This is a genomic window from [Actinomadura] parvosata subsp. kistnae, from assembly GCF_900323885.1.
GTDB classification, from domain to species: domain Bacteria; phylum Actinomycetota; class Actinomycetes; order Streptosporangiales; family Streptosporangiaceae; genus Nonomuraea; species Nonomuraea composti.
Window position 1 is genome coordinate 3,253,693 of sequence record NZ_OOHJ01000018.1, and the last position, 25,475, is coordinate 3,279,167.

Annotated in this window: 23 protein-coding genes and 1 pseudogene; 16 read left to right on the top strand and 8 right to left on the bottom strand. The window is 70.5% G+C overall.

Going from position 1 to position 25,475, the window contains the following annotated elements:
• Positions 1 to 14: 14 nt before the first annotated feature.
• From KIS93_RS35315 to KIS93_RS35325, 4 genes are all read right to left on the bottom strand, one after another.
• The gene (locus KIS93_RS35315) at positions 15 to 1,061 is read right to left on the bottom strand and encodes a 2-oxoacid:ferredoxin oxidoreductase subunit beta (protein ID WP_080043585.1); all 1,047 of its coding nucleotides are present in this window, start codon (positions 1,059 to 1,061) and stop codon (positions 15 to 17) included.
• Complete coding sequence (locus KIS93_RS35320) at positions 1,054 to 2,898, bottom strand: 2-oxoacid:acceptor oxidoreductase subunit alpha (RefSeq protein ID WP_080043584.1); 1,845 nt, start codon at positions 2,896 to 2,898, stop codon at positions 1,054 to 1,056. The genes KIS93_RS35315 and KIS93_RS35320 overlap by 8 nt, the downstream gene beginning before the upstream one ends.
• Before the next feature lie 125 nt (positions 2,899 to 3,023).
• Positions 3,024 to 3,113 carry a putative leader peptide gene (locus KIS93_RS69185; protein ID WP_311132193.1) on the bottom strand — a complete coding sequence of 30 codons (90 nt, stop codon included), beginning with the start codon at positions 3,111 to 3,113 and terminating at the stop codon, positions 3,024 to 3,026.
• 33 nt (positions 3,114 to 3,146) lie between these two features.
• Positions 3,147 to 4,658: a polysaccharide deacetylase family protein gene (locus KIS93_RS35325; protein WP_080043583.1), complete on the bottom strand. Its 1,512-nt coding sequence runs from the start codon at positions 4,656 to 4,658 to the stop codon at positions 3,147 to 3,149.
• A 109-nt stretch (positions 4,659 to 4,767) separates the two neighbouring features.
• Between KIS93_RS35325 and KIS93_RS35330 the strand changes: the two genes are divergently transcribed.
• The 7 genes from KIS93_RS35330 to KIS93_RS35360 all read left to right on the top strand — a co-directional run bounded on the left by KIS93_RS35330 (position 4,768) and on the right by KIS93_RS35360 (position 10,709).
• Positions 4,768 to 5,139 carry an NADH-quinone oxidoreductase subunit A gene (locus KIS93_RS35330; RefSeq protein WP_155128696.1) on the top strand — a complete coding sequence of 124 codons (372 nt, stop codon included), beginning with the start codon at positions 4,768 to 4,770 and terminating at the stop codon, positions 5,137 to 5,139.
• A 142-nt stretch (positions 5,140 to 5,281) separates the two neighbouring features.
• Entirely contained in the window at positions 5,282 to 6,499 is a 1,218-nt protein-coding gene (locus tag KIS93_RS67690) for a M48 family metallopeptidase (RefSeq protein ID WP_281261983.1), read from the top strand.
• Between the two features lie 126 nt (positions 6,500 to 6,625).
• Positions 6,626 to 7,120 carry an NADH-quinone oxidoreductase subunit B gene (locus KIS93_RS35340; protein WP_230465645.1) on the top strand — a complete coding sequence of 165 codons (495 nt, stop codon included), beginning with the start codon at positions 6,626 to 6,628 and terminating at the stop codon, positions 7,118 to 7,120.
• Entirely contained in the window at positions 7,117 to 7,692 is a 576-nt protein-coding gene (locus KIS93_RS35345) for an NADH-quinone oxidoreductase subunit C (protein ID WP_080043579.1), read from the top strand. Before KIS93_RS35340 ends, KIS93_RS35345 begins: the two co-directional genes overlap by 4 nt.
• Positions 7,685 to 8,626, top strand: a complete 942-nt coding sequence (nuoH, locus tag KIS93_RS35350) for an NADH-quinone oxidoreductase subunit NuoH (protein ID WP_080043578.1) — start codon at positions 7,685 to 7,687, stop codon at positions 8,624 to 8,626. The genes KIS93_RS35345 and nuoH overlap by 8 nt, the downstream gene beginning before the upstream one ends.
• Before the next feature lie 286 nt (positions 8,627 to 8,912).
• Positions 8,913 to 9,746 (top strand): helix-turn-helix transcriptional regulator, encoded by an 834-nt coding sequence (locus KIS93_RS35355; RefSeq protein WP_080043577.1) that lies wholly within the window; start codon positions 8,913 to 8,915, stop codon positions 9,744 to 9,746.
• A 123-nt stretch (positions 9,747 to 9,869) separates the two neighbouring features.
• Positions 9,870 to 10,709, top strand: coding sequence for an SDR family NAD(P)-dependent oxidoreductase (locus tag KIS93_RS35360; protein ID WP_080043576.1), 840 nt, complete (start codon positions 9,870 to 9,872; stop codon positions 10,707 to 10,709).
• Here the strand turns inward: KIS93_RS35360 and KIS93_RS35365 are convergent.
• Complete coding sequence (locus KIS93_RS35365; protein ID WP_186404722.1) at positions 10,595 to 11,167, bottom strand: hypothetical protein; 573 nt, start codon at positions 11,165 to 11,167, stop codon at positions 10,595 to 10,597. The genes KIS93_RS35360 and KIS93_RS35365 overlap by 115 nt on opposite strands.
• Positions 11,168 to 11,245: 78 nt before the next feature.
• Here KIS93_RS35365 and KIS93_RS67695 point away from each other — a divergent pair, with 78 nt between their 5' ends.
• Positions 11,246 to 11,380, top strand: coding sequence for a hypothetical protein (locus KIS93_RS67695; RefSeq protein ID WP_268966905.1), 135 nt, complete (start codon positions 11,246 to 11,248; stop codon positions 11,378 to 11,380).
• A gap of 189 nt (positions 11,381 to 11,569) precedes the next feature.
• On the opposite strand, the gene KIS93_RS35375 is transcribed toward KIS93_RS67695, so the two are convergent.
• Positions 11,570 to 12,391 carry a MerR family transcriptional regulator gene (locus KIS93_RS35375; protein ID WP_080043575.1) on the bottom strand — a complete coding sequence of 274 codons (822 nt, stop codon included), beginning with the start codon at positions 12,389 to 12,391 and terminating at the stop codon, positions 11,570 to 11,572.
• A 215-nt stretch (positions 12,392 to 12,606) separates the two neighbouring features.
• The gene (locus KIS93_RS35380; RefSeq protein ID WP_080043574.1) at positions 12,607 to 12,786 is read right to left on the bottom strand and encodes a hypothetical protein; all 180 of its coding nucleotides are present in this window, start codon (positions 12,784 to 12,786) and stop codon (positions 12,607 to 12,609) included.
• Between the two features lie 1,018 nt (positions 12,787 to 13,804).
• On the opposite strand from KIS93_RS35380, the gene KIS93_RS35385 reads away from it, so the two are divergent.
• On the top strand, positions 13,805 to 14,764 hold the full coding sequence (locus KIS93_RS35385; protein ID WP_155128692.1) for a hypothetical protein: 960 nt from the start codon (positions 13,805 to 13,807) through the stop codon (positions 14,762 to 14,764).
• Between the two features lie 410 nt (positions 14,765 to 15,174).
• On the opposite strand, the gene KIS93_RS35390 is transcribed toward KIS93_RS35385, so the two are convergent.
• Entirely contained in the window at positions 15,175 to 16,245 is a 1,071-nt protein-coding gene (locus KIS93_RS35390; protein WP_186404588.1) for a serine/threonine-protein kinase, read from the bottom strand.
• A gap of 308 nt (positions 16,246 to 16,553) precedes the next feature.
• On the opposite strand from KIS93_RS35390, the gene KIS93_RS65930 reads away from it, so the two are divergent.
• From KIS93_RS65930 to htpX, 7 genes and pseudogenes are all read left to right on the top strand, one after another.
• Positions 16,554 to 16,976, top strand: a complete 423-nt coding sequence (locus KIS93_RS65930) for a 4Fe-4S binding protein (RefSeq protein ID WP_246005397.1) — start codon at positions 16,554 to 16,556, stop codon at positions 16,974 to 16,976.
• A 724-nt stretch (positions 16,977 to 17,700) separates the two neighbouring features.
• Positions 17,701 to 18,648: an NADH-quinone oxidoreductase subunit J family protein gene (locus KIS93_RS65935; protein ID WP_230465643.1), complete on the top strand. Its 948-nt coding sequence runs from the start codon at positions 17,701 to 17,703 to the stop codon at positions 18,646 to 18,648.
• Positions 18,648 to 18,929 (top strand): annotated as a pseudogene (nuoK, locus tag KIS93_RS35405) (NADH-quinone oxidoreductase subunit NuoK); the annotation flags it as partial. The gene KIS93_RS65935 and the pseudogene nuoK, both read left to right, overlap by 1 nt.
• Before the next feature lie 146 nt (positions 18,930 to 19,075).
• The gene (locus KIS93_RS35410; RefSeq protein ID WP_230465642.1) at positions 19,076 to 21,205 is read left to right on the top strand and encodes an NADH-quinone oxidoreductase subunit 5 family protein; all 2,130 of its coding nucleotides are present in this window, start codon (positions 19,076 to 19,078) and stop codon (positions 21,203 to 21,205) included.
• 19 nt (positions 21,206 to 21,224) lie between these two features.
• A complete protein-coding gene (locus KIS93_RS35415) occupies positions 21,225 to 22,787 on the top strand; it encodes a complex I subunit 4 family protein (RefSeq protein WP_329607644.1) in 1,563 nt (520 codons plus the stop codon).
• A complete protein-coding gene (locus KIS93_RS35420) occupies positions 22,784 to 24,325 on the top strand; it encodes an NADH-quinone oxidoreductase subunit N (protein WP_080043570.1) in 1,542 nt (513 codons plus the stop codon). The genes KIS93_RS35415 and KIS93_RS35420 overlap by 4 nt, the downstream gene beginning before the upstream one ends.
• A 285-nt stretch (positions 24,326 to 24,610) precedes the next feature.
• Entirely contained in the window at positions 24,611 to 25,462 is an 852-nt protein-coding gene (gene htpX, locus KIS93_RS35425; RefSeq protein ID WP_080043569.1) for a zinc metalloprotease HtpX, read from the top strand.
• Positions 25,463 to 25,475 lie beyond the last annotated feature (13 nt).

A 25,475-nucleotide genomic window follows, 5' to 3' on the forward strand; every position in this document is an offset into this window, starting at 1 on the left:
CTTTGTTTGCGAAATCAGCCGATGCGCCAGGTGTCGCCGCCCATCAGCAGCTCGCTCAGGTCGCCCGGCCCCTTCTGCGCCACGGCCTCGTCGAGCTGCTCGGCCATCAGCGTCTCGTACGACGGCCGGTCGACGCTGCGGAAGATGCCGATCGGCACGTGCTCGAACGCCGGCTCGTCGAGCCTGCTGAGCGCGAACGCCACCGACGGGTCGGGGTTGTGCGCGTCGTGCACGAGGATCTGCTCCTCGCTCACGCTGTCGCGGGCCACGACCTCGACGCCGCCGTTCGCGCCGCGCACGACCGCCTTGGACGCGCTCACGATCGGCTGGCCGTGCTCCAGCCGCAGCGTGATGTCGTCGCGTACCTCGGGGTCCTTGAGCTGTTCGAAGGCGTTGTCGTTGAAGATGTTGCAGTTCTGGTAGATCTCGACCAGCGACGTGCCGCGGTGGGCGGTGGCCTCGCGCAGCACCGACTGCAGGTGCTTGCGGTCGGAGTCGATGGTGCGGGCCACGAACGACGCCTCGGCGCCGATGGCCAGCGAGATCGGGTTGAACGGCTTGTCCAGCGAGCCCATCGGCGTCGACTTGGTGATCTTGCCGACCTCGGAGGTGGGCGAGTACTGGCCCTTCGTCAGACCGTAGATCCTGTTGTTGAACAGCAGGATGTTCAGGTTGACGTTGCGGCGCAGCGCGTGGATCAGGTGGTTGCCGCCGATCGACAGCGCGTCACCGTCACCCGTGATCACCCACACGCTCAGGTCGGGCCGGCTGGCCGCCAGGCCGGTGGCGATCGCCGGCGCCCGGCCGTGGATGGAGTGGAAGCCGTAGGTGTTGAGGTAGTACGGGAACCGGGACGAGCAGCCGATGCCGGAGACGAACACGATGTTCTCGCGCTTGAGCCCCAGCTCGGGCAGGAAGCTCTGCACCGCGGCCAGGATCGCGTAGTCACCGCAGCCGGGGCACCAGCGCACCTCCTGGTCGGACTTGAAGTCCTTCAGGGTCTGCTTGACGTCCGTCTTGGGAACGAGCGACAGGCCCTTCCCGTTGACCAGCTCAGTCACTGTCGATCACGTCCTGGATGACTCCGGCCAGCTCCTCGGCCTTGAACGGGAGCCCGCGCACACGGTTGTAGCTGATGATGTCCACGAGGTACCTGGCCCGCAGCAGCAGGGCGAGCTGGCCGAGGTTGATCTCGGGCAGCAGCACCTTGTCGTAGCGCTTGAGCACCTCGCCGGTGTTGGCGGGCAGCGGGTTGAGGTGACGCAGGTGGGCCTGGGCGACCTTGCCGCCCGAGCGCCTGATGCGCCGCGCGGCGGCGGCGATCGGCCCGTACGTCGAGCCCCAGCCGAGCACCAGCACCTTCGCGTCGCCGTCGGGGTCGTCGACCTCAAGGTCGGGGACGTCGATGCCGGCGATCTTGGCGGCCCGCGTGCGGACCATCAGGTCGTGGTTGTTCGGGTCGTAGGAGATGTTGCCCGTGCCGTCGGCCTTCTCGATGCCGCCGATCCGGTGCTCCAGACCCGGCGTGCCGGGAATGGCCCACGGGCGGGCCAGCGTCTCGGTGTCGCGCTTGAACGGCAGGAACTCGCCGTCGGCGCCGTTCGGCTCGGTGGTGAACTCCTGCGAGATGTCCGGCAGCTCGGAGACCTCGGGCAGGCGCCACGGCTCGGAGCCGTTGGCCAGGTAGCCGTCCGACAGCAGCATGACCGGCGTGCGGTACTTGACCGCGATCCTGGCCGCCTCGACGGCCGCGTCGAAGCAGTCGCTCGGCGACATCGGCGCCACGATCGGCACCGGCGACTCGCCGTTGCGCCCGAACATCGCCATCAGCAGGTCGGTCTGCTCGGTCTTCGTCGGCATGCCCGTGCTGGGCCCGGCCCGCTGCACGTCCACCACGATCAGCGGCAGCTCCGTGGTGACCGCGAGGCCGATCGTCTCCGCCTTCAGCGCCACACCCGGGCCGCTGGTCGTCGTCACGCCGAGCGCGCCGCCGAACGCGGCCCCGAGCGCCGCGCCGACGCCCGCGATCTCGTCCTCCGCCTGGAACGTGCGAATGCCGAACCGCTTGTGCTTGCTCAGCTCGTGCAGGATGTCGCTGGCCGGGGTGATCGGGTACGAGCCCAGGAACAGCGGCAGCTTCGACTGCACGGCGGCGGCGATCAATCCGTAGGCCAGCGCCTGGTTGCCGGAGATGTTGCGATAGACACCGGGAGCCAGCTGCGCGGGCTTGACCTCGTACGAGACCGAGAACGACTCGGTCGTCTCACCGTAGTTCCAGCCCGCCTGGAAGGCCGCGATGTTCGCCTTGGCCACCTCGGGCTTCTTGGCGAACTTCTGCTCCAGGAACTTGATCGTGTTCTCGATCGGCCGGTGGTAGAGCCACGACAGCAGGCCGAGGGCGAACATGTTCTTCGAGCGCTCCGCGTCCTTCTTGGACAGGTCGAAGCCCTCCAGCGCCTTGACCGTCAGCGACGTCAGCGGCACCGCGTGCACGCGCCACTCGCTGAGCGAGTCGTCCTCCAGCGGGTTGGCGGCGTAGCCGACCTTCTGCAGGTTGCGCTTGGTGAACTCGTCGGTGTTGGCGATGATGTCCGCGCCCCTGGGCAGGTCGCCCAGGTTGGCCTTGAGCGCGGCGGGATTCATGGCCACGAGCACGTTCGGCGCGTCGCCGGGCGTGAGAATGTCGTGGTCGGCGAAGTGCAACTGGAAACTCGACACGCCGGGCAGGGTGCCTGCGGGCGCGCGGATCTCCGCTGGGAAGTTGGGGAGTGTCGACAGGTCGTTGCCGAACTCCGCAGTGCCGGCCGTGAAGCGGTCACCGGTCAGCTGCATGCCGTCGCCGGAGTCCCCAGCGAATCTGATGATCACGCGGTCGAGTTGCTGGACCTGCTTCGTCACAGCTCAGTCCTCCTCGACGCGCCAATGCGCGGTTGCTTCGGGCGCGTTCTCTGTTTCCATGCTAGATCCTCGGAAGGTCACGCGTTTGCATGCCGCGCAAAGCGGGTAAACGCGGTCGGAGTCAGTCAGGGTGAGGTGGGAGAACGACGACACAGCCCGGACGCGAGCCTGCAGAGGTCTACATGCAGGCGGGCGAACAGGACGGTTCGGGTCACGAGCGCCAACTATACGTCCCCCCAACACGTGCGCTATGTCAGGGGCTGCTTGCGCGGCAGCTCGTTCCCTGACCTGTAAAGGCGTCCGGCCTGCATCCCCATCGAGCCGTACAACTCTGGAACGGTCACGAAGGTGTAACCCTTCCCGCGCAGCCTTTTGAGGATGTCCGGAACCGCATCCACGGTTTCCCGATGAATGTCGTGCATAAGAATGATCGCACCCGGATGCGCTCCGCGCACGGCCCGGTCCGCGATGTCCTCCACCTTGCCGCCGTTCTGATCCTTCGTGTCCACGTCCCACGTGACCAGGGCGAACCCCATCTCGCGCGCGACGTTCTGCAGCCGCTGGCTCGTCGCCCCGTACGGCGGCCGCACCAGCGTCGGCGTCTGCCCGATGACGGCCGACACCGCGTCCCCCGTCTTGGCCAGCGTGTCGGTGATCCTGCCGCTGGCCTGTTTCGACAGGTCCCTATGGGCCCACGTGTGGTTGCCGACGAGGTGGCCCTCCACGCTCATCCGCCGCAGCAGCGCCGGCTGCGCCATGGCGTTGCTGCCCACGGTGAAGAACGTGGCCCGCGCCCGCCCCTCCTTCAGCAGGTCGAGCAGCCGGCCCGTGTACGGCCCCGGCCCGTCGTCGAACGTCAGCGCCACACACCTGACCTTCCTGCAGTCCACGCTGCCCGCCCGGTTGCTGACCGCGTCCGGGCTGGTCGTGGGGGCGAAACGCGGGGTGTCCGCGCTCCTGCCCGCCCGCGTCTCCCGCACGCTGCGCTGCGCCTGCCGGCCCAGCGCCGACAGCAGCGGCGCGACCCGGTCGGCCGGGACCGCCACGGCCACCCGGCCCAGCGAGCACGGGCCCATCTGGCAGTCGTCGAACTCCACGACGAGGTCGCCGCGATGGTTGAACGCCATCGAGTCGAACACGTCGCCCTCGGCCTGGCTCCCCTTCTTTCCGACCGGTTCCCTGCCCTTGAGCAGTTCCCTGCCTTTGACTTGCTCCCTGCCTTTGAGCTGCTCCCGGACCAGCTCGGCGAGCCGGACGAGCGCGGCCTGCCCGTTCATGAGCCCGGTCGAGCCCGTCGCCCGGCCCGTGCGCGGGTCGAACCAGAACGTCCGGGTCGAGTTCGCCCAACTGCCGCCCTGGAACTCGCCCGTGCGCAGGCGCACCGCGACCGCCTCCGGGGAGGCGACGGCGAGTTGCCAGTCGACGTTCAGCTCGGGGCGCGGGCTCACGGGCTCGACATTGCGGTTCCTGGCTCGAAAGTCGCGCAACTGGCGCTCGGCCTGGGCGCGCAGCTCGCGGTTGAGCGCGGTCGCGCCGGCGAACTCGGGGTAGTCGATGTGCACGTACCTGCTGCCCGAGGAGTCGCCTTCGGTCACGGTCCTGGTGGACAGGCCGATGACGGTCGCGGGGTCGACGAAGTCGATGGCCGTCGGCTCAGCCGGGACCACGACGTCCCTCTCGGGGGAGGCGGCGGCCAGACCGCACCCTGAGGCCGAGAGGGCCAGCAGGGCGATTCCGGAGAAGAATCGCGATTTGTGCATGCATGTCAGGGTATGGCGTCGATCTTACGATTTACCCCGATTTTGTGTGATAGCTCCGGACACTTTGACCGCAGTGGGTACCCGAGCGGGTGCGGGTTACGATCACTTCATGGACGGCTACTTCGGGTCGTACGTGCTCGTCGCCGCGCTCCTCGCCCTCGGCGTCGCCATCGTGGCCGGCGCCCTGCTCGCCAACCGCCTCCTCCGGCCCACCCGGCCCACCCCCGAGAAGCTCACCACGTACGAGTGCGGGGTCGACCCCGTGGGGGAGGGCTGGGCGCAGTCGCAGGTGCGCTACTACGTCTTCACCTACCTGTACGTCGTCTTCGCCGTGGACGCCGTCTTCCTCTTCCCCTGGGCCACCGTCTTCGACGCGCCCGGCTACGGGATGACCACGCTGGTGGAGATGTTCGTCTTCCTGGGCTTCATCGCGCTGGGCATCCTGTACGCGTGGCGCAAGCGCGTCCTGTCCTGGACGTAGACGCCATGTGAGGCAGGCGGCGCGCTTTCGGCGGTGGCGTGCTTTCGGGGGCGGCGTGCTTTCGGCGGTGGCGCGCTTTCGGCGGTGGCGCGCTTCGGAGGGTGGCGCGCTTTCGGAGGGTGGCGCGCTTCCGACGGGCGGCGTGCTTTGGTGGGCGGCGCGCTTTGCTGGATGGCGCGCTTTGCTGGGCGGTGCGCTTTCGGCGGGCGGCACGCCGTGGGCCCCGGCTATCTTGCTGTGCCATGTCCTCCCACCCCCCGTCCGGCCCGCCGTCACAGCCCTTACCGCCCGCCCCGCCCGCTTCCACGGGGCAGGGGCTCGCGATGTCCGCCGGCCTCGCCCGGGTCGCCGTCCACACCCTCGCCCTCCTGACCCACCTTCTCACCCCCGCCTTCCTCCTCCTCGGCGTCTACCTCCTCACCCGGGGCACCCTCTTCGCCATCCTCCCGGCCCTGGTGGCGCTCGACCTGGCCTGGCTGTTACGCCCCGCCCCGCCCCGTTCCCGCCGGAGACCCGGCCCCTCACCCGGGAGACGGCCCCGCACCTGTTCGCCCTGCTCGACCGCATCGGCGCCGAGGTGCACGCCCCGCGCACCGACATCGTCGCCATCAGCGGCGAGGTGAACGCCTCCGCCCACGCGTACGGCTGGCGCCGCCGCCCGGTGATCGAGATCGGCTACCCGATGTGGCTGATCCTCACCCCGCAGGAGCGGATCGCCCTGCTCGCCCACGAGATGGCCCACTCCTCGAACGGCGACAGCCGCCACGGCCTCGTCGTGGGCAGCGCGCTCCACTCGCTGGCCGTGCTGATCGACGTGACCCGCTTCGACTGGCGGGAGGGCGACGGTGTGGCCCGGCTCTTCGCCGAGTGCCTGCTCGCCCTGGTCGGTCTGCCCGTCCGTGGCCTGATGGTGGCGATGGAGCTCCCGCTGCACCGCTCGTCCCAGCGCGCCGAGTACCGCGCCGACGAGCTGGGCGTCCGGGCGGCGGGCACGTCCGCCATGATCACGCTGCTGGACACCACGACCACGAGGGCGCCGTCCGTGATCAGCTTCCTGGAGACGAGCGCGCTCACCGCCAAGCCCGAGAACCTGTGGACGGCTCTCGGCGCCGCCGTCGAGGCCGTTCCGGCCGCCGAGCTGGACCGCCGCCGGGAGGCCGCGCGCTCGGAGGATGTCCGCTGGGACAGCACCCACCCGCCCACGTACCTGCGGATCGAGCGGGTGGCCGCGCTGCCGCACCAGGAGGGACGGGTGCCGGCCGAGGCCGCAGGCGAGGCGGTCGACCGGGAGCTCGGCGCGGTCGCGCTGCACGTGGCGCAGGCGATCAAGGAGAACGCCCGCTCGGCCCTCTACCACTGACCCTGGGACGCCCCGGCTCCGTGATTCCTTTGCCTCCCCTCTGATCCGCGCAAGAATGGCCATATGGCAGCGACGGATCTCCCGATGCCCACCGTGGGCCCGATCTCACGGTTGGCGCCCAAACCCATGCGTTTCGTCCTCAACTGGGGTCGCCGCTACTCGCTGTGGGTGTTCAACTTCGGGCTGGCCTGCTGCGCCATCGAGTTCATCGCCGCCTCGACGAGCCGCCACGACTTCATCCGCTTCGGCGTGATCCCGTTCGCGAACGGCCCGAGGCAGGCCGACCTCATGATCGTCTCGGGCACGGTCACCGACAAGATGGCCCCGGCCGTCAAGCGCCTCTACGAGCAGATGCCCGACCCCAAGTACGTCATCTCGTTCGGCGCCTGCTCCAACTCCGGCGGCCCGTACTGGGACTCGTACTGCGTCACCAACGGGGTCGACCAGATCATCCCGGTCGACGTCTACGTGCCCGGCTGCCCGCCCCGTCCCGAAGCGCTCCTGTACGGCATCACGAAGCTCCAGGAGAAGATCGCCGGCGAGAAGCTCAGCGACCGCTACGTCTGGTCCCGCTCCCACGCCGACCACCCCGAGGGCCCGGACGAGGAGCCGCAGCGGTGACCGCAAACGACCCCGGTGACGCGCCGGACCTCCGCGCCTCCCTCGCCGAGAGCTTCGGCGACCGCGCCCAGGTCTCCGAGTCCTTCGGCGACACCACGATCGACGTCGCCCCCGCCGACTGGCTCGCCCTGCTCACCCACGTCCGCGACTCCCTCGGCTTCGCCTTCTTCGACTGGCTGACCGGCGTCGACGAGCCGCCCGACGTGTTCGCCGTCGTGGCCCACGTCTACAACCCGGCCGCGGGCCGCCGCCTGCTCCTGCGCACCCACGTACCGCGCGACGACCCACGCCTCCCCACCGCCGTCGGCGTCTACCGGGGCGCGAACTGGCACGAACGCGAGACGTTCGAGATGTTCGGGGTGATCTTCGACGGGCACCCCAACCTCGTCCCGCTCCTGCTCCCCGACGGCTTCGAGGGCCACCCGCTGCGCAAGGACTTCATCCTGGCCGCGCGCGTCGCCAAGCCGTGGCCGGGCGCGAAGGAGCCGGGAGAGTCGGGCCACGGCGCGCCGAGCCGCCGCAAGACCCTTCCGCCAGGAGTTCCAGCCGACTGGGGGCCACCTGATGCTTGAAGTGGTGCTGAGCTTCGTCGTCATCCTCGCCGTGTTCCTGGTCCTGCCGCTGATCATCGGCCAGACCGAGCACAAGGTCATGGCGCACATGCAGTCGAGGCTCGGCCCCATGTACGCGGGCGGCTTCCACGGCTGGGCGCAGCTCATCGCCGACGGGGTGAAGTTCGCGCAGAAGGAGGACGTCGTCCCGGCCGCGGCCGACCGCCGCATCTTCATGATCGCCCCGGGTGTGGCGCTGGTGCCGTACCTGGTCGTCCTGATCGCCATCCCCATCGACCGCGACGCCGTCGCCGTCAACCTCGACCTCGGCCTGTTCTTCGTCCTCGCCGTCATGGGCATCGGCGTGCTCGGCTCGATCATGGCGGGCTGGGCGTCGGCCAACAAGTACTCCGTCCTCGGCGGCATGCGCTCCGCCGCCCAGCTCATGTCGTACGAGCTGCCGCTGGTCCTGGCCGCCTCCTCGGTGGCCATGGCGGCGGGCACCCTGTCGATCCCGGGCATCGTCGAAGCGTGGCAGTGGTGGTGGCTGCCCTGGCAGGCGATCGGCGCCGTCGTCTTCTTCCTCGCCGGCCTCGCCGAGCTGCGCCGCCCGCCGTTCGACATGCCGATCGCCGAGTCGGAGATCATCATGGGCCCGATGACCGAGTACACCGGCATGCGCTTCGCCCTGTTCATGCTCTCCGAGTACGTCGGGATCGTCGTCCTGTCGTTCCTGACCACCGTCCTGTTCCTGGGCGGCTGGCAGGGGCCGTTCCTGCCGGGCTGGCTGTGGACGCTGGTGAAGGTCTTCTTCCTGGCCTTCGTGGTGATCTGGCTGCGGGTCACGTACCCGCGCCTGCGCGAGGACCAGCTCCAGAAGCTGGCCTGGGCCGTCCTGGTCCCCCTGTCCCTCGCCCAGCTCGCCCTCACCGGCATCGTCAGGGTCCTCACCTGACATCCCGGCGGGCGGATTCACGTGCCCAACGGCTGGACGAGCGCCGCCGCACCGCTGGGCCTCGGCAGGAAATGTGCAAAACGGGGTATATCGCTGCCCAATAAGGAGCCCCGCCGATGCCACCACCACCCCGCACAGGTGAGGCTGTAAGGAGGACATGCGCGGGCCTGGTCTCCCGCTCGTACGAACCGCTGGAAGAGCCGGGCGGCGAAAGGACGGACATGATCGCAACCCACATCCCGGACGCCCCTCTCGGGGGCGGCGAGCCCGGAGAAGGAGCGGCGGCATGAGCGCCACCCCGCTGGGCGACTTCCTGCGTGCCCGCCGCGAAGCGATCAAGCCCCAGGACGTCGGGCTCCCCGAGTACGGCCGCCGCCGCGTCAAGGGCCTGCGCCGCGAGGAGGTCGCGCTGCTGGCCGGCATGAGCAGCGACTACTACGTACGCCTCGAACAGGGCCGCGAGTCCAGCCCGTCCCCGCAGGTCGTCGAGGCCGTGGCGCGGGCACTGCGCCTGGACGCCTTCGCCACCGAGCACCTGTGGCGCCTCGTCCAGCCGCCGGAGGCCCGCACATGGCGGCACGGCGCGGCCACCGCCGTCGACCCGCAGCTGCTGCGGCTGATGGACGGCTGGACGACCGCGCCGGCGTTCGTGCTCGGCCCCGCGCTCGACATCCTCGCCTGCAACCCGATGGCGGCCGCGCTGCACGAGGGCTTCAGCCCCGCCGACAACCTGGCCCGCATGGTGTTCCTGGACCCGGCGGGCCGCGAGTTCTACCAGGAATGGGAGCGCGCGGCACACTCCTGCGCCGCGGAGCTGCGGGCCGCCTACGGCCACGACCCCGGCGATCCGCGCGTCGCCGAGGTGGTGGCCGACCTCTCGGCGGGCAGCCCCGAGTTCGCCGAGCTGTGGGCACGCCACGACGTCAAGCCCAAGACCCAGGAGGGCAAGCACCTGCGCCATCCGCGCGTGGGGGACCTGCACATCCTGTTCTCGGCGTTCACCGTCAACAGCGCGCCGCACCAGCAGCTCGTCGTCTACCAGGCCGAGCCCGCCGGCCCGACGGCGCAGGCGTTCGAGCGGCTGCGCGCGCGCACCGAGAACCAGGTGACCGTTTCCTAGGTACATCGCTCCCAGGAAGTCCCCGGCCTTCTTCCACCCCGCTGACCTGGACAAACTCGAATATGTCAGCGGCGGGAACCGCCCGCCGCAGGTAGCTGGGACAGCGGAAGGAAGACCACCGCCATGGCAACCTGGTTCATCACCGGCGCCTCCCGCGGGCTGGGCGCCGAGATCGCCCGCACCGCCCTCGCGCAGGGCGACGACGTCGTCGTCGCGGTGCGCAACCCCGGCAACGTTCCCGACGACCTGAAGAAGGCCGGGAACGTCCTGACCGTCGCCCTGGACGTCACCGACACCGCGGCCATCCCCGCCGCCGTCCAGGCCGCCGTGGACCGGTTCGGCCGGATCGACGTGCTCGTCAACAACGCCGGCCGCGGCCTGCTCGGCGCGCTGGAGGAGATCACCGACGCCGAGGCGCGCTCCCTGTTCGACCTCAACGTCTTCGGCCTCGTCAACATGACCCGCGCCGTGCTGCCCGTCATGCGCCGCCAGGGCTCGGGCAAGCTCGTCCACATCGGGTCGCGGTCGGGGTTCGAGGGCGAGCCGGGGGTCAGCATGTACAGCGCCTCGAAGTTCGCCATCGCCGGGATCAGCGAGGCGCTGTCGGCCGAGCTGGCGCCGTTCGGCATCCAGTCCATGGTGGTGGAGCCGGGCGTGCTGCGTACCGACTTCCTGGACGTCAGCTCCCTGTCCGTGGCCGCGCACCGGATCGCCGACTACGACGGCACGCCCGCGCACGTCACCCTCGACTGGGCCGGCACCGCCAACCACACCCAGCTCGGCGACCCCGCCAAGGGCGCCGCCCTGATCTACGAGGTCACCGGCCAGGACACCCTGCCCAGCCACCTCTACCTCGGCCCCGACACCCTCGACCGGCTCCAGGTGAAGCTGCGCCGCATCGAAGAGGACCTGGCGCCGTGGCGCACCAAGTCCGCCGCCACCGCCCACGACGACGCCGCCTGAAGAAAGTCGACCACCACGCCCACCTTGCCCACCGGCCCGACCACCGGCCCGACCACCGGCCCGACCACCGGCCCGACCACCGGCCCGGTCTCCGGCACGGTCTCCGGCCCGGCCATCGGCCCGGTTTCCGGCCCGGCCATCGGCCCGGTTTCCGGCCCGGCCATCGGCACGGTCTCCGGCACGGCCATCGGCACGGCCACCGGGCCGGCTTCTGGCCCGGCCATCGGCATGGGCTCCACCCCGGCCACCGGCACGGGCTCCGGCACGGCCATCGGCCCGAGCTCCGGCACGGCCATCGGCCCGAGCTCCGGCACGGCCACCGGCCCGGCTTCTGGCCTGCCCACCGGCCCGGGCTCCGGCACGGCCACCGGCCCGGCTTCTGGCCTGCCCACCGGCCCGGGCTCCGGCACGGCCACCGGCCCGGCTTCTGGCCTGCCCACCGGCCCGGGCTCCAGCACGGCCTCTGCCCCCGGCCTCGGGCACGGCCTCCGGCCTGCCCACTGGCACGGCCACCGGCCCCCGGACGCCAGCCGCTCATGGAGGGCCTGCTCACCGAGATCGACCCGCTGCGCTCCGCCGACGTGGCCGAGACGGTGGCGTTCATCGCCGCCTCGCCCCGCCACGTCAACCTCACCGACATCACCATCCTGCCCACCGCGCAGGCCGTGTGAGCCGCCACGACCAGAAGCCGACCACCGCACGGGGGAGGACCCACGGGCGGTGGAGACCGTCACGACCACCGGCCGACCCACAGCCTTCGGCGCCACCTCGCGGGAGGCGTGGCCACCGCCGCTGCTCCCTCGCGGGAGGCGTGGCCACCGCCGCCGCTCCCTCGCGGGACGGCCGGTGACCGGGGCGCGTCAGGCCCAGGTGGCCGACTCGGGATCGACGCCGTGCTCGCGCGCGTTGGCGTCGATGACGTCACGCAGCCAACCGGCCAGCCCCGGCTCGATCGCGTCGTAGTACGCCGCGAAGCCGGGGTCGGCGGCGTACTTCCTGCCCAGGCAGACCTGCATCGACAGGGTGCAGTCGAAGTACACGCCAATGGAGGCCCGGTGGCGTTCGGCCAGCACGTTGGCCTCGGCGGACCCCGGCCTGACGCCGGCCCGCTTGGCACCCGCCAGATCGGCTTCGAGCGAGGCGATGTCGTCGGCGATCCGCTGCCAGTCCTCGGGCGTGCGGCCCGCGGCCCGCTCGGCGTACTGCACCCACTGTGGCGTGTCACCCCAGCGCTCACGCGCCCCCGCGGCCCACGACGGCTCCCAGCGCTGCCCGAAGATCGCGACCTGCTCCTCCGCCGACAGCAGGATCCCCGCGTTCGCGGCCTCGATCATGCGATCGACGGCGTCGACCATCGCCTGCAACCGGGAAATGCGCTCCACAAGCTGAGCGCGCTGCTCCCGCAACGGCACGGTCATGTCCACCGCGGAAGCGTCGAGCAACGCCCCGATGTCCTCAAGGGGCAGGCCGAGCTCGCGATAGACGAGCACCCGATGGATGCGCGCGATATCGGCCGCCGAGTAGAGCCGGTAACCGCCCGAGGTACGCCCGGACGGGCTGACGAGCCCGATCTCGTCCCAGTGGTGCAGGGTGCGAATGGTGACCCCCACATGCGACGCCGCGGCCCCGACGGTCAGGCCGCCGCCGGGATCCGTGGCACGATTCGTCGCGGTTTCTTGCACGTTGTCGAGTCTGACACGCCCGCGCCCTTCAGCGGGCGCTCGGGGTTAGCCGGTGAGCACGCCCGCGCCCTTCAGGGGGCGCTCGGGCCAGCCGGTGAGCACGCCCGCGCCCCTTCGGGGGTGCTCGGGGTCAGCCGGTGAGTACGGCGGCGACGGCGGGACCGAACGCGTCGCCGAGCAGGTAGCAGAGGCTGAGCAGGCCCATCGCCGTCGACCTAGCCCCGTCGGGCGCCGTCGGACACCGCCGCGCCGGTGCGCTGCACGAACGCCCCTGGCCCGGACGCGGCGGCGAGCGACATGAACCCCTGGGCGAGGAGCAGGACGACCGGCGAGACGCCCAGCCCCGCCAGCCCTACCCCCGCCAGCCCGGGAAAGAGCACGGCGACGACCTTCACGGGCGCCTTCGCGGTACGCCGCTACATGGTCCTGGACATCCTGGCCAAAGCCCGCATCAGGGTGATCCACGGCGACACACCCACCCCGGCCCCACTTCCGCAGACACTTACCGCTTAACCTGCAGAAACAGGATCATGCGAAGATCCATCCATACACCACGTCCGTGGACGCGCCCTCCCACGGGCCTGCCTCCCTCCGGCCTGCCTCCACCGGCCCGCCTCCCACCGGTCCGCCCCTTACCGGTCCGCCTCTCACAGGCGCGCCGTTCTCTGCCCCGCCTTCCTCCGGTCCCCTCTCGCGGGCGCGCCGTTCTCTGCCCCGCCTTCCTCCGGTCCCCTCTCGCGGGCGCGCCGTTCTCTGCCCCGCCTTCCTCCGGCCCGCCTCTCACGGGCGCGCTGTCCTCCGCCCCGCTTCCCACGAGCGCGCCTTCCTCCGGCCCGCCTCGGCCCGCGCCACCCCATCGCCTCACCCGCCGCCGCCCGCGCCAGCGCGTCGTGCCCGACGCGCGCGCCGACGCCAACGGCTCGTTCACCGCCATACCCGGTCGCGTCATCGCATTGGCCCCACCGTCACGCCCCATGCCCGTGTCGATGCATCCACGCGCCATGCTCGTGCTGATGCATCGTCTCGCCGTCGTCACGCTTCGGCCCGTGCCAACCCGCAGCCACGCCTCGGCCCGCGCCAACACCTCGCCCGCCCGCCACCATGCCCAGGCGGCGTCATCACATCGCCCCCACCGCCGCATCCCGACCCACCTCATCGCCCCCACCGCCGCATCCCGACCCACCTCATCGCCCCCACCGCCGCATCCCGACCCACCTCATCGCCCCCGCCGTCACGTCTCGGCCCGCGCCAACGCATCACTCCACCGCATCACCCCAACGCATCACGGCAACGCATCATCACCAGGCCCCGCATCGCACACCCACAACCGTCCAAGCAAGCCCGGAAACCTTATGCCCGCCTTATTCGTCGTATCGGAACAAGGGGGCCCGGGGGCCATTGGGGGTATGACGCGTGAACCAACTCCGACCATGCGCCGGCGCGACAAAAGACAGCCGCTGCCCGCAAACAATCCTGACTTCCGACGATCAAACGCTGACAGTCACCGACGAAATCACCGGCGACTCGACCAGCCTGAAACCGGCCAGCCTCTACCACTACCGATACGACCAGCAGCCGACTTCCGGCGAAAAACCGACGACCATCCACGGCCTGGCAGCTTTGGACCCTGACGGTCTGGTCCTCGTAGACCTGCCTGGCAGCTGGCACGCAGTCGACCTCGCAGAATTCGCTCGTAAGGCCGCAATCCCCTTAGAGGACGCCCGCAACCACCCCGCGAACGAGATCCGCGCAGTTCTCGCAGCCCGCGCCCCGGGTTGGCGGCGCGTACGCGGCCTGCCGTGCCCTTCCATGGCGAAATGGCGAAAACCGGTCGGCATAGGGTTAGGAATCGCAGGTGGAGCCTTGATGGTCTATCTCGCCTCCTTGGGAATGTGGGCCGCCTGGCGCGGCGTGTCCACGATAGGCAGAGTGATCGTCGATCTCCTCGAAGCCAAATGGCTCGTGGTGGCGTTCAGCCCAGCGTTACTCCTTTTCCGCCCCGCACTAGCCAGAATCCACCGTAGGCGCGTCAAACGAGGCACGATCGTCGGCCCGTACGGTGGCCCCTACCTCAGCCTGCACTCCGCGACCAAGCTCCAGATCACCCAGGGCAACCACACGGTGGCCAAGCTCCGCCTGGGCGAGAACCCGGGCCAGGCCTTCAGCCTCCTCCTCTACCGGTACGAGGACCTGAGCGGCCTCCTCATTCTTGACCGCTTCGGCCGCCGAGCCCTCCACCACATCCCCGGCCTCTGGCCTCCCCAGGACGTGGAACGTTTTGCGAAACGCCACAACCTCGCCCTGGCCGTCCACAGGGTGTCGCGCGAGGAATACCTCGCCCTGACAAAACACGCCAACGAAGCCACCCCCTGACCGGCCACGAATCCGGCAGCCCACCATGACGTCATGCGAATTCCACCGATGCGCACCCCGGCAGCACGAGGCTGACAGCCCAGCGCCACGGCCCACGGCGTCACGGCCCATGGCCCACGGCGTCACGGCCCATGGCCCACGACGTCACGGTCCACCGTGCAACGGCCACGTCCCGTCATCCCATCATCACGAGGCCACCGCGTCACCGGACACGGTCACGGTCACCTCAGCACGGCCCCAACGCGTCGCCCTGATACGACGGCACGGCGAGACGGCGTCACGGCCGCATCCCGTCACCACATCACCGCGAGGCCACCGCGTCACCGGACATGGCCACGGTCACTCGGTGCGGCCCCAACGCGTCGCCGCGATACGACGGTATGGCGGCGCAGCCGGCCTGTGGGCTCGGCTCAGCGCACGATAGCCAGCATCACGTCGGAGGCCGAGGGGCGTTCCTCCGGCTTCTTGTTGAGGCAGGCCTTCACGATGCCTCGTAACCCAGGCGGTAGCGGCGATAAGTCGGGGTGAAAGGTGAGGACCCGGTGGAACACCGCAGGTACCGTGTCCTCTCCGAACGCCGGTCGCCCCGTGGCCGCGAACATGATCGTCACAGCCCAGCTGAACACGTCGGAGGCCGGCCCCACCGCCGCCCCCGTCAGCTGCTCCGGCGACATGTACGGCGGCGTCCCCACCATCTTCCCCGACGTCACCGTCACCTGGTCGAGCGCCCGCGCGATGCCGAAGTCGATCACTCGCGGCCCGTCGTGCCCGATCAGCACGTTGCTGGGCTTGAAGTCGCGATGCACGACCCCCGCCTTGTGGATGGCCGCCAGCGCCCCCGCCGTGGACAGCGCGAGCCGCGTCAGGCTGTCCTGGTCGCGTGGACCGTACTTCTTGACGAGCTGCTCCAGCGACGGCCCCTCGATGTACTCGCTGACGATGTAGGCGTGCCGGCCGGTGATGTTCACGTCGAGCACGCGGGCTGTGGAAAACGTGGCCACCCGCCGCGCGGCCTCCACCTCCCGCGCGAACCTGGCCCGCGCCACCTCGTCCACCAGATCGTGCAGCACCTTCACCGCGACCCGCGCCCCGTTGGGCGCCATGGCGAGGTAGACCGACCCCTGCCCGCCACGACCGAGCTGCTGGAGCACCCGGTAGTGGCCGACCCACTCGGGATCGCCCGGCCGGCGCTGGTGGCTGGGCGCGGTGGTGCGCTGCCGCAGGTCGACCTGAGGGTACGAGGGAGCGGTGAGCCGGGCACGAGCCATGAACGGCACGAGGACCGCCGCATGGACGAGCCCACCGAACCAGCTCACGAAGAGCCCGACCGTTATGATCATGGACAGAGACGCCGGGATGTCCTCATACGTGTCGTACGCCAGTATGACGATGACGAACGAGCCGATGCCCACCAGATAAACCGCCGCGGCGACACCGTGCCAGATGTTGCGCAGCCAGAACGCCGCGATCCCGATGGTCACCGGGGTCGCCAGGCCGCACGTGAACAAGGGCAGACAGGCCCACCCGACGGCGGCTGTCCACCTCAGGCCACTGGGGCGGACGGGATGGCTGTGCTGCATGGCGGAGAGACTATCGCCATGCCGTGGTTCATATCGGGCATGCACACAGGTTGTGGATAACCTCCCGTCAACCTGTGGACAGCTGTGGAAAAACTGGGGACAACGCGCCCGCTCATTCACCTCCGGGGCCAAGTGCGTCATGATGTTGAACCATGGCGCGGATACCGGGAGTCGGACTGGCAAAGGGGCTGTCCATCACCCTTCGCCACATGCTGCGCAAGTCAGTCACCCAGCAATATCCCGAGGTCAAGCCCGATCTGCCGCCCAGGAGCAGAGGCGTTATCGCCCTGGTCGAGGAGAACTGCACCTCTTGCATGCTCTGCGCCCGGGAGTGCCCCGACTGGTGCATCTACATCGACTCCCACAAGGAGACGATCCCGGCCCCCGAGGGTGGCCGCGCCCGCCAGCGCAACGTCCTCGACCGCTTCGCCATCGACTTCGCCCTGTGCATGTACTGCGGCATCTGCATCGAGGTCTGCCCCTTCGACGCGCTCTTCTGGGCCCCGGAGTTCGAGTACGCGGAAGGTGACATCCGTAACCTCCTCCACGAGAAGGACAAGCTGGCCACCTGGGTGCCATCCGTACCTCCGCCTCCCGCCCACGAGGTCGGCGCCGAGCCCCGAAGGAGCTGACGGCCGCCCCCCGTCGTCCCGCCGCCGACCGTCCGGCGCGTACACCCGCAGCTCAGCGCCCCCGTACCGTCCCAGAGAAGACCACCCCACAGGAGACCGTCCCTCAGGAGACCGCCCCAGAAGAGCAGGCGCCGTCCGCGACCGCTGAGCCGGCGCCCGAGACCGGGCCCGCCGCGCCCCCGTCACGCACCCCTGGTGGCCGCCCTCGCCGCCCGATGACGAACGTACGAGGCATCCGTCCTCCCGGCGCCCTCCCGTCCACGCCTCCGAGCGGCACGCCCTCGCAGCAGGAAGGCGCGGCGAACGCCGAGCCGGGCTCGGCCGGGGAGCAGACGCGCCCGCAGAACGACCGTCCCCAAGGCGACCGTCCCCAAGGCGATCGCCAGGAAGGCGAGCGTCCAGGGAGGAGCCAAGAAGCGGCTCGAGGTGAGTCCCAGCCGGAAGGCCAGGAGGCGGCTCAAGGCGAGTCTCAACGGGAAGGCCAGAAGGCGGCTCAGGACGAGCCCCAGAGGCAGGGCCAGGAAGCGCAAGACCAAGCGTCATCCACAGGACAGCCACCCGAAGACAAGTTGTCCACAGCCGCGGCCGAATCGCGATCGAAGCCTGAAAACGAGGAGCAGACTTCTTCCGCGAGCCCCCGCCGGCGCAGGATGGCCGATCCACGATCCATCCGACCGCCAGGGCGGCTCGGCCCTGACGAGCCGAAGGAGTCCGAGGAGGAGTCGTGACCGAGGCGGTGCCCTCCTACCTGTCACCCACCGGGCAAGAGATCGTGTTCTTGCTGCTGGGCGCGGTAGCGGTTGGATCGGCGCTGCTCGTCGTCACGACTAGGCAACTCGTCCATGCCGCCCTCTGGCTCGTGGTCTGCTTCGGCGCCCTGGCGGGCGGTTACCTGGTGCTGACCGCCGAGTTCGTGGCCTGGGTGCAGGTGCTCATCTATGTGGGCGCGGTGGTCGTGCTGATGCTCTTCGGCATCATGCTCACGCGCGCCCCGATCGGCCGCTCCGCCGACCTCGACAGCGGCAACAGGCTGCTCGCCGCGCTGGTGGCGGTGGCGACGGCGGCGATCCTCGTCACAGTGGTGATCGACGGCTTCCGTACGGCCTACACCCCGCTCACCCCCGGCCGTGGAGCCGCCAAGGAGCTCGGGGCCAGCGTGTTCGCGACGTGGGTGCTGCCGTTCGAGGCCCTGTCCGTGCTGCTGCTGGCCGCTCTGATCGGCGCCATCGTCCTGTCCCGCACGGACATCCCAGGCGGCGCCCCACCCGAACCGGACACCGCCCCACGACCACCGCAAAACGCCTCACCAGCCGCCCCACGACCGCATAACGCCTCGCCAGCTGCACCGCAAGCGCCGCAAAACGCCTCACCAGCCGGCCCGCGACCGCATAACGCCTCGCCAGCTGCACCGCAAGCGCCGCAAAACGCCTCACCAGCCGGCCCGCGACCGCATAACGCCTCGGCAACCGCCCCACAAGCGCCGCAAGACACCTCGCCGACCGCCCCGCAAGCGCCGCAGAACGCCTCGCCACCGCAGAGCGCCTCACCGCCGCAAAGCACCTCGTCATCGGTACGCCCGAACGGCACCTCCCCACCAGAGCAGACCGTGGACGACACACCACCGGACCGGGCCGTGGACGACACACCGCCCGAGCAGAGCGGGGGTCATTAGTGCACATCGTCTATCCGGCGGTCGTCTCCGCGCTCCTGTTCTCCATCGGCGTCTACGGCGTGCTCGCCCGCCGCAACACGATCCTCGTGCTGATGTCGGTGGAACTGATGCTCAACGCCGTCAACCTCAACCTGGTGGCGTTCGATGTGTGGCTGGGTGACCGCCTGCACAGCGGCCAGGTCCTCACCCTGTTCGTCATCGTCATCGCGGCCGCCGAGGTGGGTCTGGGCCTCGCGATCGTGCTCGCGCTGTTCAGAAACCGCCGCACGGTGGACATCGATCACCTGCGCGACCTGGCCGAACCGCCTGAGGAAGCGCCGCAGACCCGCCCCACCCGGGTAAGACTCCAGTCGACGCCGGAGCCCGCACATCCCGACCACGAGCACGACGGCCAAGGCGCCACGGTTAAGCGAGGAGGCGGACCGCTGTGACGACGTTCCCGCTGCTGGCCGTCCTTCTGCCGTTCATCGCCGCCTGCGCGGGCCTCCTGCTCTCCCGCCTGCCGCACAACAACACGCGCACGTCCGGACGGATCGATCTGCCGCACGACAGCACGGCGACGTCCGGACGGACCAGCCTGCCGCACGACAGCACGGCCACGTCCGGACGGATCGATCTGCCGCACGACAGCACGGCGACGTCCGGACGGACCAGCCTGCCGCACGACAGCACGGCCACGTCCGGACGGATCGATCTGCCGCACGACAGCACGGCGACGTCCGGACGGACCAGCCTGCCGCGCAACAGCACGCCCACGTACGGACGGGACAAAGCGCACACCCGAGCTGCCTGGATCGCGATCCTCCCCACGGCAGCCGCGGCGATCCTCACGATCTGGCTGGCGTGGAAGCCGGGCCTGGCCTATTTCAGCGGTACCGCCACCCCACCCACCGGCCAGACGTACGGCACGATCGTCACCGGCGGCCTGCCCATCTCGCTCACCCTCCAGGCCGACGCCCTGTCGAGCGTCATCGGTGTCCTGGTGACCCTGGTGGCCCTCGCCGTACAGGTCTACTCGGTCGGCTACCTCGAAGACGACCCCCGCTACCCCTCCTACAGCGCCTTCATCAGCCTGTTCACCAGCGCGATGCTCCTGGTCGTGTACGCCGGCGACCTCCTGGTCCTCTACGTCGGCTGGGAGATCATGGGCCTGTGCTCCTACCTCCTCATCGGCCACTGGTGGGAAGATCGGGGCAATTCGCGCGCCGCGGTGAAGGCGTTCCTCGTCACCCGGCTCGGCGACGTCGGTTTCCTGTTCGGCATCTTCGTGCTCGGCACGGCGGCGGGCAGCTTCCGCGTCTCGGAGGTGCTGGCCCGCGTCCCTGAGATGTCCGCGGCCACGCTGGTGACGGCCACGATGCTCCTGCTGGCGGGCGTGGCGGGCAAGAGCGCGCAGGTGCCGCTGCACACGTGGCTGCCCGACGCCATGGCGGGCCCCACGCCGATCAGCGCGCTGATCCACGCCGCCACCATGGTCGCGGCCGGCATCTTCATCGTGGCCAGGCTGTTCCCCGCGTTCGCCGCCGCCCGTCCCACCCTCGACGTGCTGGCCGTCATCGCCGCGCTCGGCATGCTCGGCGCCGCACTGGCCGCGCTCGCCCAAGACGACCTGAAACGCGTTCTCGCCTACTCCACGGTCAGCCAGCTCGCCTACATGGCGGGCGGCCTGGCCGCGGGCTCCGACACCGCGGCCGTCTTCCACCTGCTGACCCATGGGGCGTTCAAGGCGCTGCTGTTCCTCTGCGCGGGCGCGGTGATCCACCACGTCGGCTCGAACCTGATGACCCAGATGGGCGGCCTGCGCCGCGAGCTGCCGGTCACGTTCGTCACGATGACGATCGGGTTCGCCGCGTTGATGGGCATCCCGCCGGCCAGCGGTTTCTTCAGCAAGGACGGCGTCCTGCTGGCCATGGACGGCGCGCTGTCGTCCGGCGGCCTCACCGACGCGGCCGCCTTCTTCCTGTACGGCTGCGCGCTCGCGACCGTGGCCGTCACCGGCGCGTACGCCACCAGGGCCTGGCTGCGCACGTTCTTCGGCGAGGCGCGGGCGGTGGCGCTCCCGGAGCCGGAGCCCGGCACCGCCCACGTCGTCGACGTCAGGGAGGCCCCGCGGACGATGCTCGTGCCCGTCATTCTGCTCGCGGCTCCCGCCCTGCTGCTGGGCTTCGCCGGCGAGCCGCACGTCGAGCTCGGCGTGGCGGCCGTCAGCGTCCTGCTCGCGGCGCTGGGCGCGGGGGCGGTGTACGCGTTCTGGCGCCTCGACCCGGTCGCCGATCCCGCCCGCCTGCTGGGGCCGCTGCGGGCGCCGTGCGAGCGTGCCTTCTACGTCGACACCCTGTACGCCGCCCTGTTCGTCCGCCCGGTGCTGGCCCTGGCCAGGCTCGTCGTCAGGACGGACGACGTGGTCGTGGACGGCGCGGTGCGCGGCTCCGGCAAGTCGGCGCGCGGCCTGTCCGGGATGCTGCGCCTGGCCCAGAACGGCAACGTCCAGCTCTACGTGAGCGGCGTGCTGGCCGGTGTCCTGCTGATCGCGGTGGGGGCGGTGGTGTTCACGTGACTGAACCGTTGGGGGTCGCATGATGGGCTGGATCCCGGTCGCGCTCCTGGCCGTCCCCCTGCTGGGCGCCCTCCTGCTGCTTCTGGCGCCGCGTACGTTCCGGGGCGTGCTCCCGGCGTACGGGCTGATCTTCTCGGGCGTGACGCTGGCCCTGAGCCTCGCGCTCCTGGCGCTCTACGACTACGGCGGGCCCGCGCGCATGCGTTTCGAGCTCGACCTGCCGTGGATCCCGGGGCTCGGGCTGCGCCTGCACCTGGGCGTGGACGGCGTCTCGCTGCCGCTGATCGTGCTGACGGCGCTGCTGACGTTCCTCTGCTTCGTCTATCTGTGCTGGGGGCGCGCGCGGGCGACCGGCGGGTTCATGAGCGCCAGGCCGAGGGCGCTCGTGTTCACGCTGCTCGTGCTCGAGGTCGGCATGATCGGGACGTTCCTCGCCCTCGACCTGCTGCTCTTCTTCGTCTTCTTCGAGATCGTGCTCATCCCGATGTACTTCCTGATCGGCGTCTGGGGCGGCGAGGGGCGCAGGGCGGCGTCGATCAAGTTCATCCTCTACACGCTGCTCGGCTCGGTCGTCATGCTGCTCGGCCTGCTCCTCGTCTGGGCCCAGACCGGGACACTGGACATCGAGGCACTGACCGCCGCACACGGCGCGGGAATGCCCAGATCCGTGCAGATCCTGGCGTTCGTGGCGATCGGCATCGGCCTGGCGGTCAAGACCCCCATGTGGCCGCTGCACACCTGGCTGCCCGACGCCCACACCGAGGCCCCCACCGTCGGCTCGGTGCTGCTCGCGGGCGTGCTGCTCAAGATGGGCACGTACGGTTTCGCCCGGATCGCCATCCCCGTCCTGCCCGAGGGGGCGGCGGCGGTGGCGCCGTGGCTGGGGGCGTTCGCCGTGGTCGGCATCGTCTACGGCGCCCTGGCCTGCCTGGCCCAGCGCGACCTGAAACGCATGATCGCCTACTCGTCGGTGGGCCACATGGGCTTCGTCCTGCTCGGCTTCGCCACGCTCACCCCCGTCGGCGTCAACGGCGCCCTGTTCGCGAACGTCGCCCACGGCCTGATCACCGGCCTGCTGTTCTTCCTGGCCGGAGCGGTCAAGGAGCGCTACCACACCTCCGAGATGCCCGCGCTCGGCGGCGGGATGCTGGCGACGATGCCGCGGCTGGGCTCGATGCTGACGTTCGCGTCGATCGCGTCGCTGGGGCTGCCTGGGCTGGCCGGGTTCTGGGGGGAGATGCTGGCGTTGTTCGGGGCGTTCCAGCCGGCGAACGGGCTGCCGCGCGGGCTGTTCCTCACGTACATGGTGATCGGGGGGCTCGGCGCGGTGCTGACGGCCGCGTACTTCCTGGTCATGCTGTCCCGCGTCACTCACGGCCGGCCACGAGACTCCGCCGAGCGCCACGAGTCACCTGACGAACGCCCCATCGCGGTGAGCCTCGCGCCCAGTGACGTCAGAGGGTACGAGCTGGCCGCCTGGACGCCGCTGGTGATCCTGATCCTGCTGTTCGGCCTGTGGCCCGGCCTGCTGTTGTCGCTGACCACGCCGCCCGTCCAGGCCCTGCTGGGAGCCCTCTCATGATCCAGCAGATCGACTACTTCGTCATCGCGCCGCCGCTGGTGCTCGCCCTGGCGGCGGGTCTGGTGCTGCTGCTCGACGCGTTCCTGCCCGCCCGCCGGCGCGCGATCATCGCTGAACGCCCGGGCCCGTCCCTTCCCTCGCGGTCGGGCACGGCGACCGGGCTGGGGCTGGTCACGCTGGCGGGCATCCTGGTCGCTCTGGGGTTCGTGGTCGCGCAGGCGCTCGGGGGCGGCTCGCCGCGCTCGACGTTCTGCGTGCCGCCAGGGCTGGCCGGGTCCGGGACGCTGTGCTCGTTCGTGGCCGACGGGTTCACGCTGGTGTTCGCCGGCATGGTGCTGGTGGCCGCCGTGGTGATCGTCCTGATGTCGATGACCGAGCTGGCGGGCGGCGCCATCCCCGTCGGGGAGTGGTATTTCCTGCTCCTGTGCACCCTCGTCGGCGCCGTGACCCTGCCCGCGTCCCGCGACCTGATCATGCTGGTGGTGGCCCTGGAGCTGGTCTCGCTCCCGGTCTTCGCCCTCACCGCGCTCAAACGCTACGACGGCCGCTCGTCCGAGGCGGCCGTGAAGCTCTTCGTCGTGTCGGTGGTGTCCACGGCGATCATGCTGTTCGGCGTGTCCCTTCTGTACGGCATCGCGGGCTCGGTCTACCTGTCGCGCCTGCGGGAGGTCTTCGGAGGGCAGGCCATGGACCTGCCGGCGGTCGTCACGGTGGGCGTGGTCCTCGTGGTGGCCGGGTTCGCGTTCAAGATCGCCGCCGTGCCGTTCCACTCGTGGGCGGCCGACGTCTACCAGGGCGCGCCCGTCCCGGTGGCGGCGCTGCTGTCGGTCATCTCGAAGGCGGCCGGGTTCGCCGGGCTGATCCTCGTCCTGGTGACCGCGCTGTCCGGGCAGGCCGGCACGTGGGCGCCGATCGTGGCGATCCTGTCGGCGCTGACCATGACCGCGGGCAACCTGCTCGCCATGCGCCAGCGCTCCGCCGTACGCCTGCTGGCCTGGTCGTCGGTGGCGCAGTCCGGTTACATCCTGGCGCCGCTCGCGGTCGCGGCGACCGCTCCGGGCGCGGTCGGCACGTCCATGGCGTACCTGGTCATCTACGCCGCCATGAACCTCGGCGCGTTCGCCGTCGTCATGCTCGTGTCCAGGGCCGCGACCCGCAACGAGCTGGACGACTACCGCGGCCTCGCGCTGCGCCGCCCGGCGGCGGGGGTCACGCTGGCGTTCTGCCTGGTCTGCCTGGCGGGGCTGCCGCCGGGGCTGGCCGGGCTGTTCGCCAAGGTGTTCGTGTTCCGGGAGATCGTCGGGGGCGGGGCCGGGTGGCTGGCGGTGGTCATGGCCGTCAACACCGTGATCGGGCTGTACTACTACGCCGTCTGGACGGCCCGCCTCTTCACGCCGGCCGGCCGGCCGGAGCCGTCCCCGTACCGACCACCGCTGACCGCCTGGCTGGCCGTGGGGCTGGCGCTGGCGGCGGCCGTGCTGTTCTCGGTCGCGCCCCAGCTCGTCCTGGATCTCACCTCCCTGTCCGCTTCGGGCTGAGTGCGGAACGAGCGGACACCGGGCTGAGTGCGGAACGAGCGGACACCGGGCTGAGTGCGGAACGAGCGGACACCGGGCTGAGTGCGGAACGAGCGGACACCGGGCTGAGTGCGGAACGAGCGGACACCGGGCTGAGTGCGGAACGAGGAGAGGCCGTGCTGGTTGCGGCGCGAGGGGACGCCGGGCTGAGAGGTCGCGCTCCGCCCTCAGCTGAGCACGGCGGGGAACGAAGCACCGGGGCCGGATCGTTGGACGAGGTGAACCCGGACCACGAGAGGGGGAACCTTGCACCACAACGGTCTGCGTACCGCCATCCTGCTCGGCGGGCTGTCGGCGCTGATCATCGCGGGGGGCGCGTGGTTGGGCGGCGGCGCGGGTGCGCGGATCGCGTTCGTGCTCGCGCTGGTGAGCAACGGCGTCGCCTACTTCTTCTCCGACCGCATCGCGCTGTCGGCGATGCGGGCCAGACCGGTCAGCGAGGTCGAGCAGCCCACCCTCTACCGGATCGTCCGCGAGCTCTCCACCCAGGCCAGGCAGCCGATGCCGCGCCTGTACATCTCGCCGACCGTGCAGCCGAACGCCTTCGCGACGGGCAGAAGCCCCAGGAAGGCCGCGGTGTGCGTGACGTACGGGCTGACCAAGCTGCTCACCGAGAACGAGCTGCGCGGCGTGATCGGCCACGAGCTGTCCCACGTCTACAACCGGGACATTCTCATCTCGTCGGTCGCCGGCGCGTTCGCCACCATGATCACGTGGCTCAGCTACGTGGCCGTCTTCTTCGGCGGCTCCGACGACGACGAGGGCCCCGGCTTCCTCGGCGCGCTGCTCATGATGGTGCTCGGCCCGGTGGCGGCCACGATGGTGCAGATGGCGATCTCCCGCACCCGCGAGTTCCAGGCCGACGAGTCGGGCGCCCGGCTCACCGGCGACCCGCTGGCCCTCGCCTCGGCCCTGCGCAAGATCGAGCTGGGCGCCCGCAGGCTGCCCCTCCCGGAGAACAGCCGCCTCACGTCGGCCTCGCACATGATGATCGCGAACCCGTTCAGCGGCTCCGGCTTCGGCCGCCTCTTCTCCACCCACCCGCCCACCTCGGAGCGCGTGGCCCGCCTGGAGCGCATGGCCGGCTACCGCCGCTGACCGCCCGCGCGGC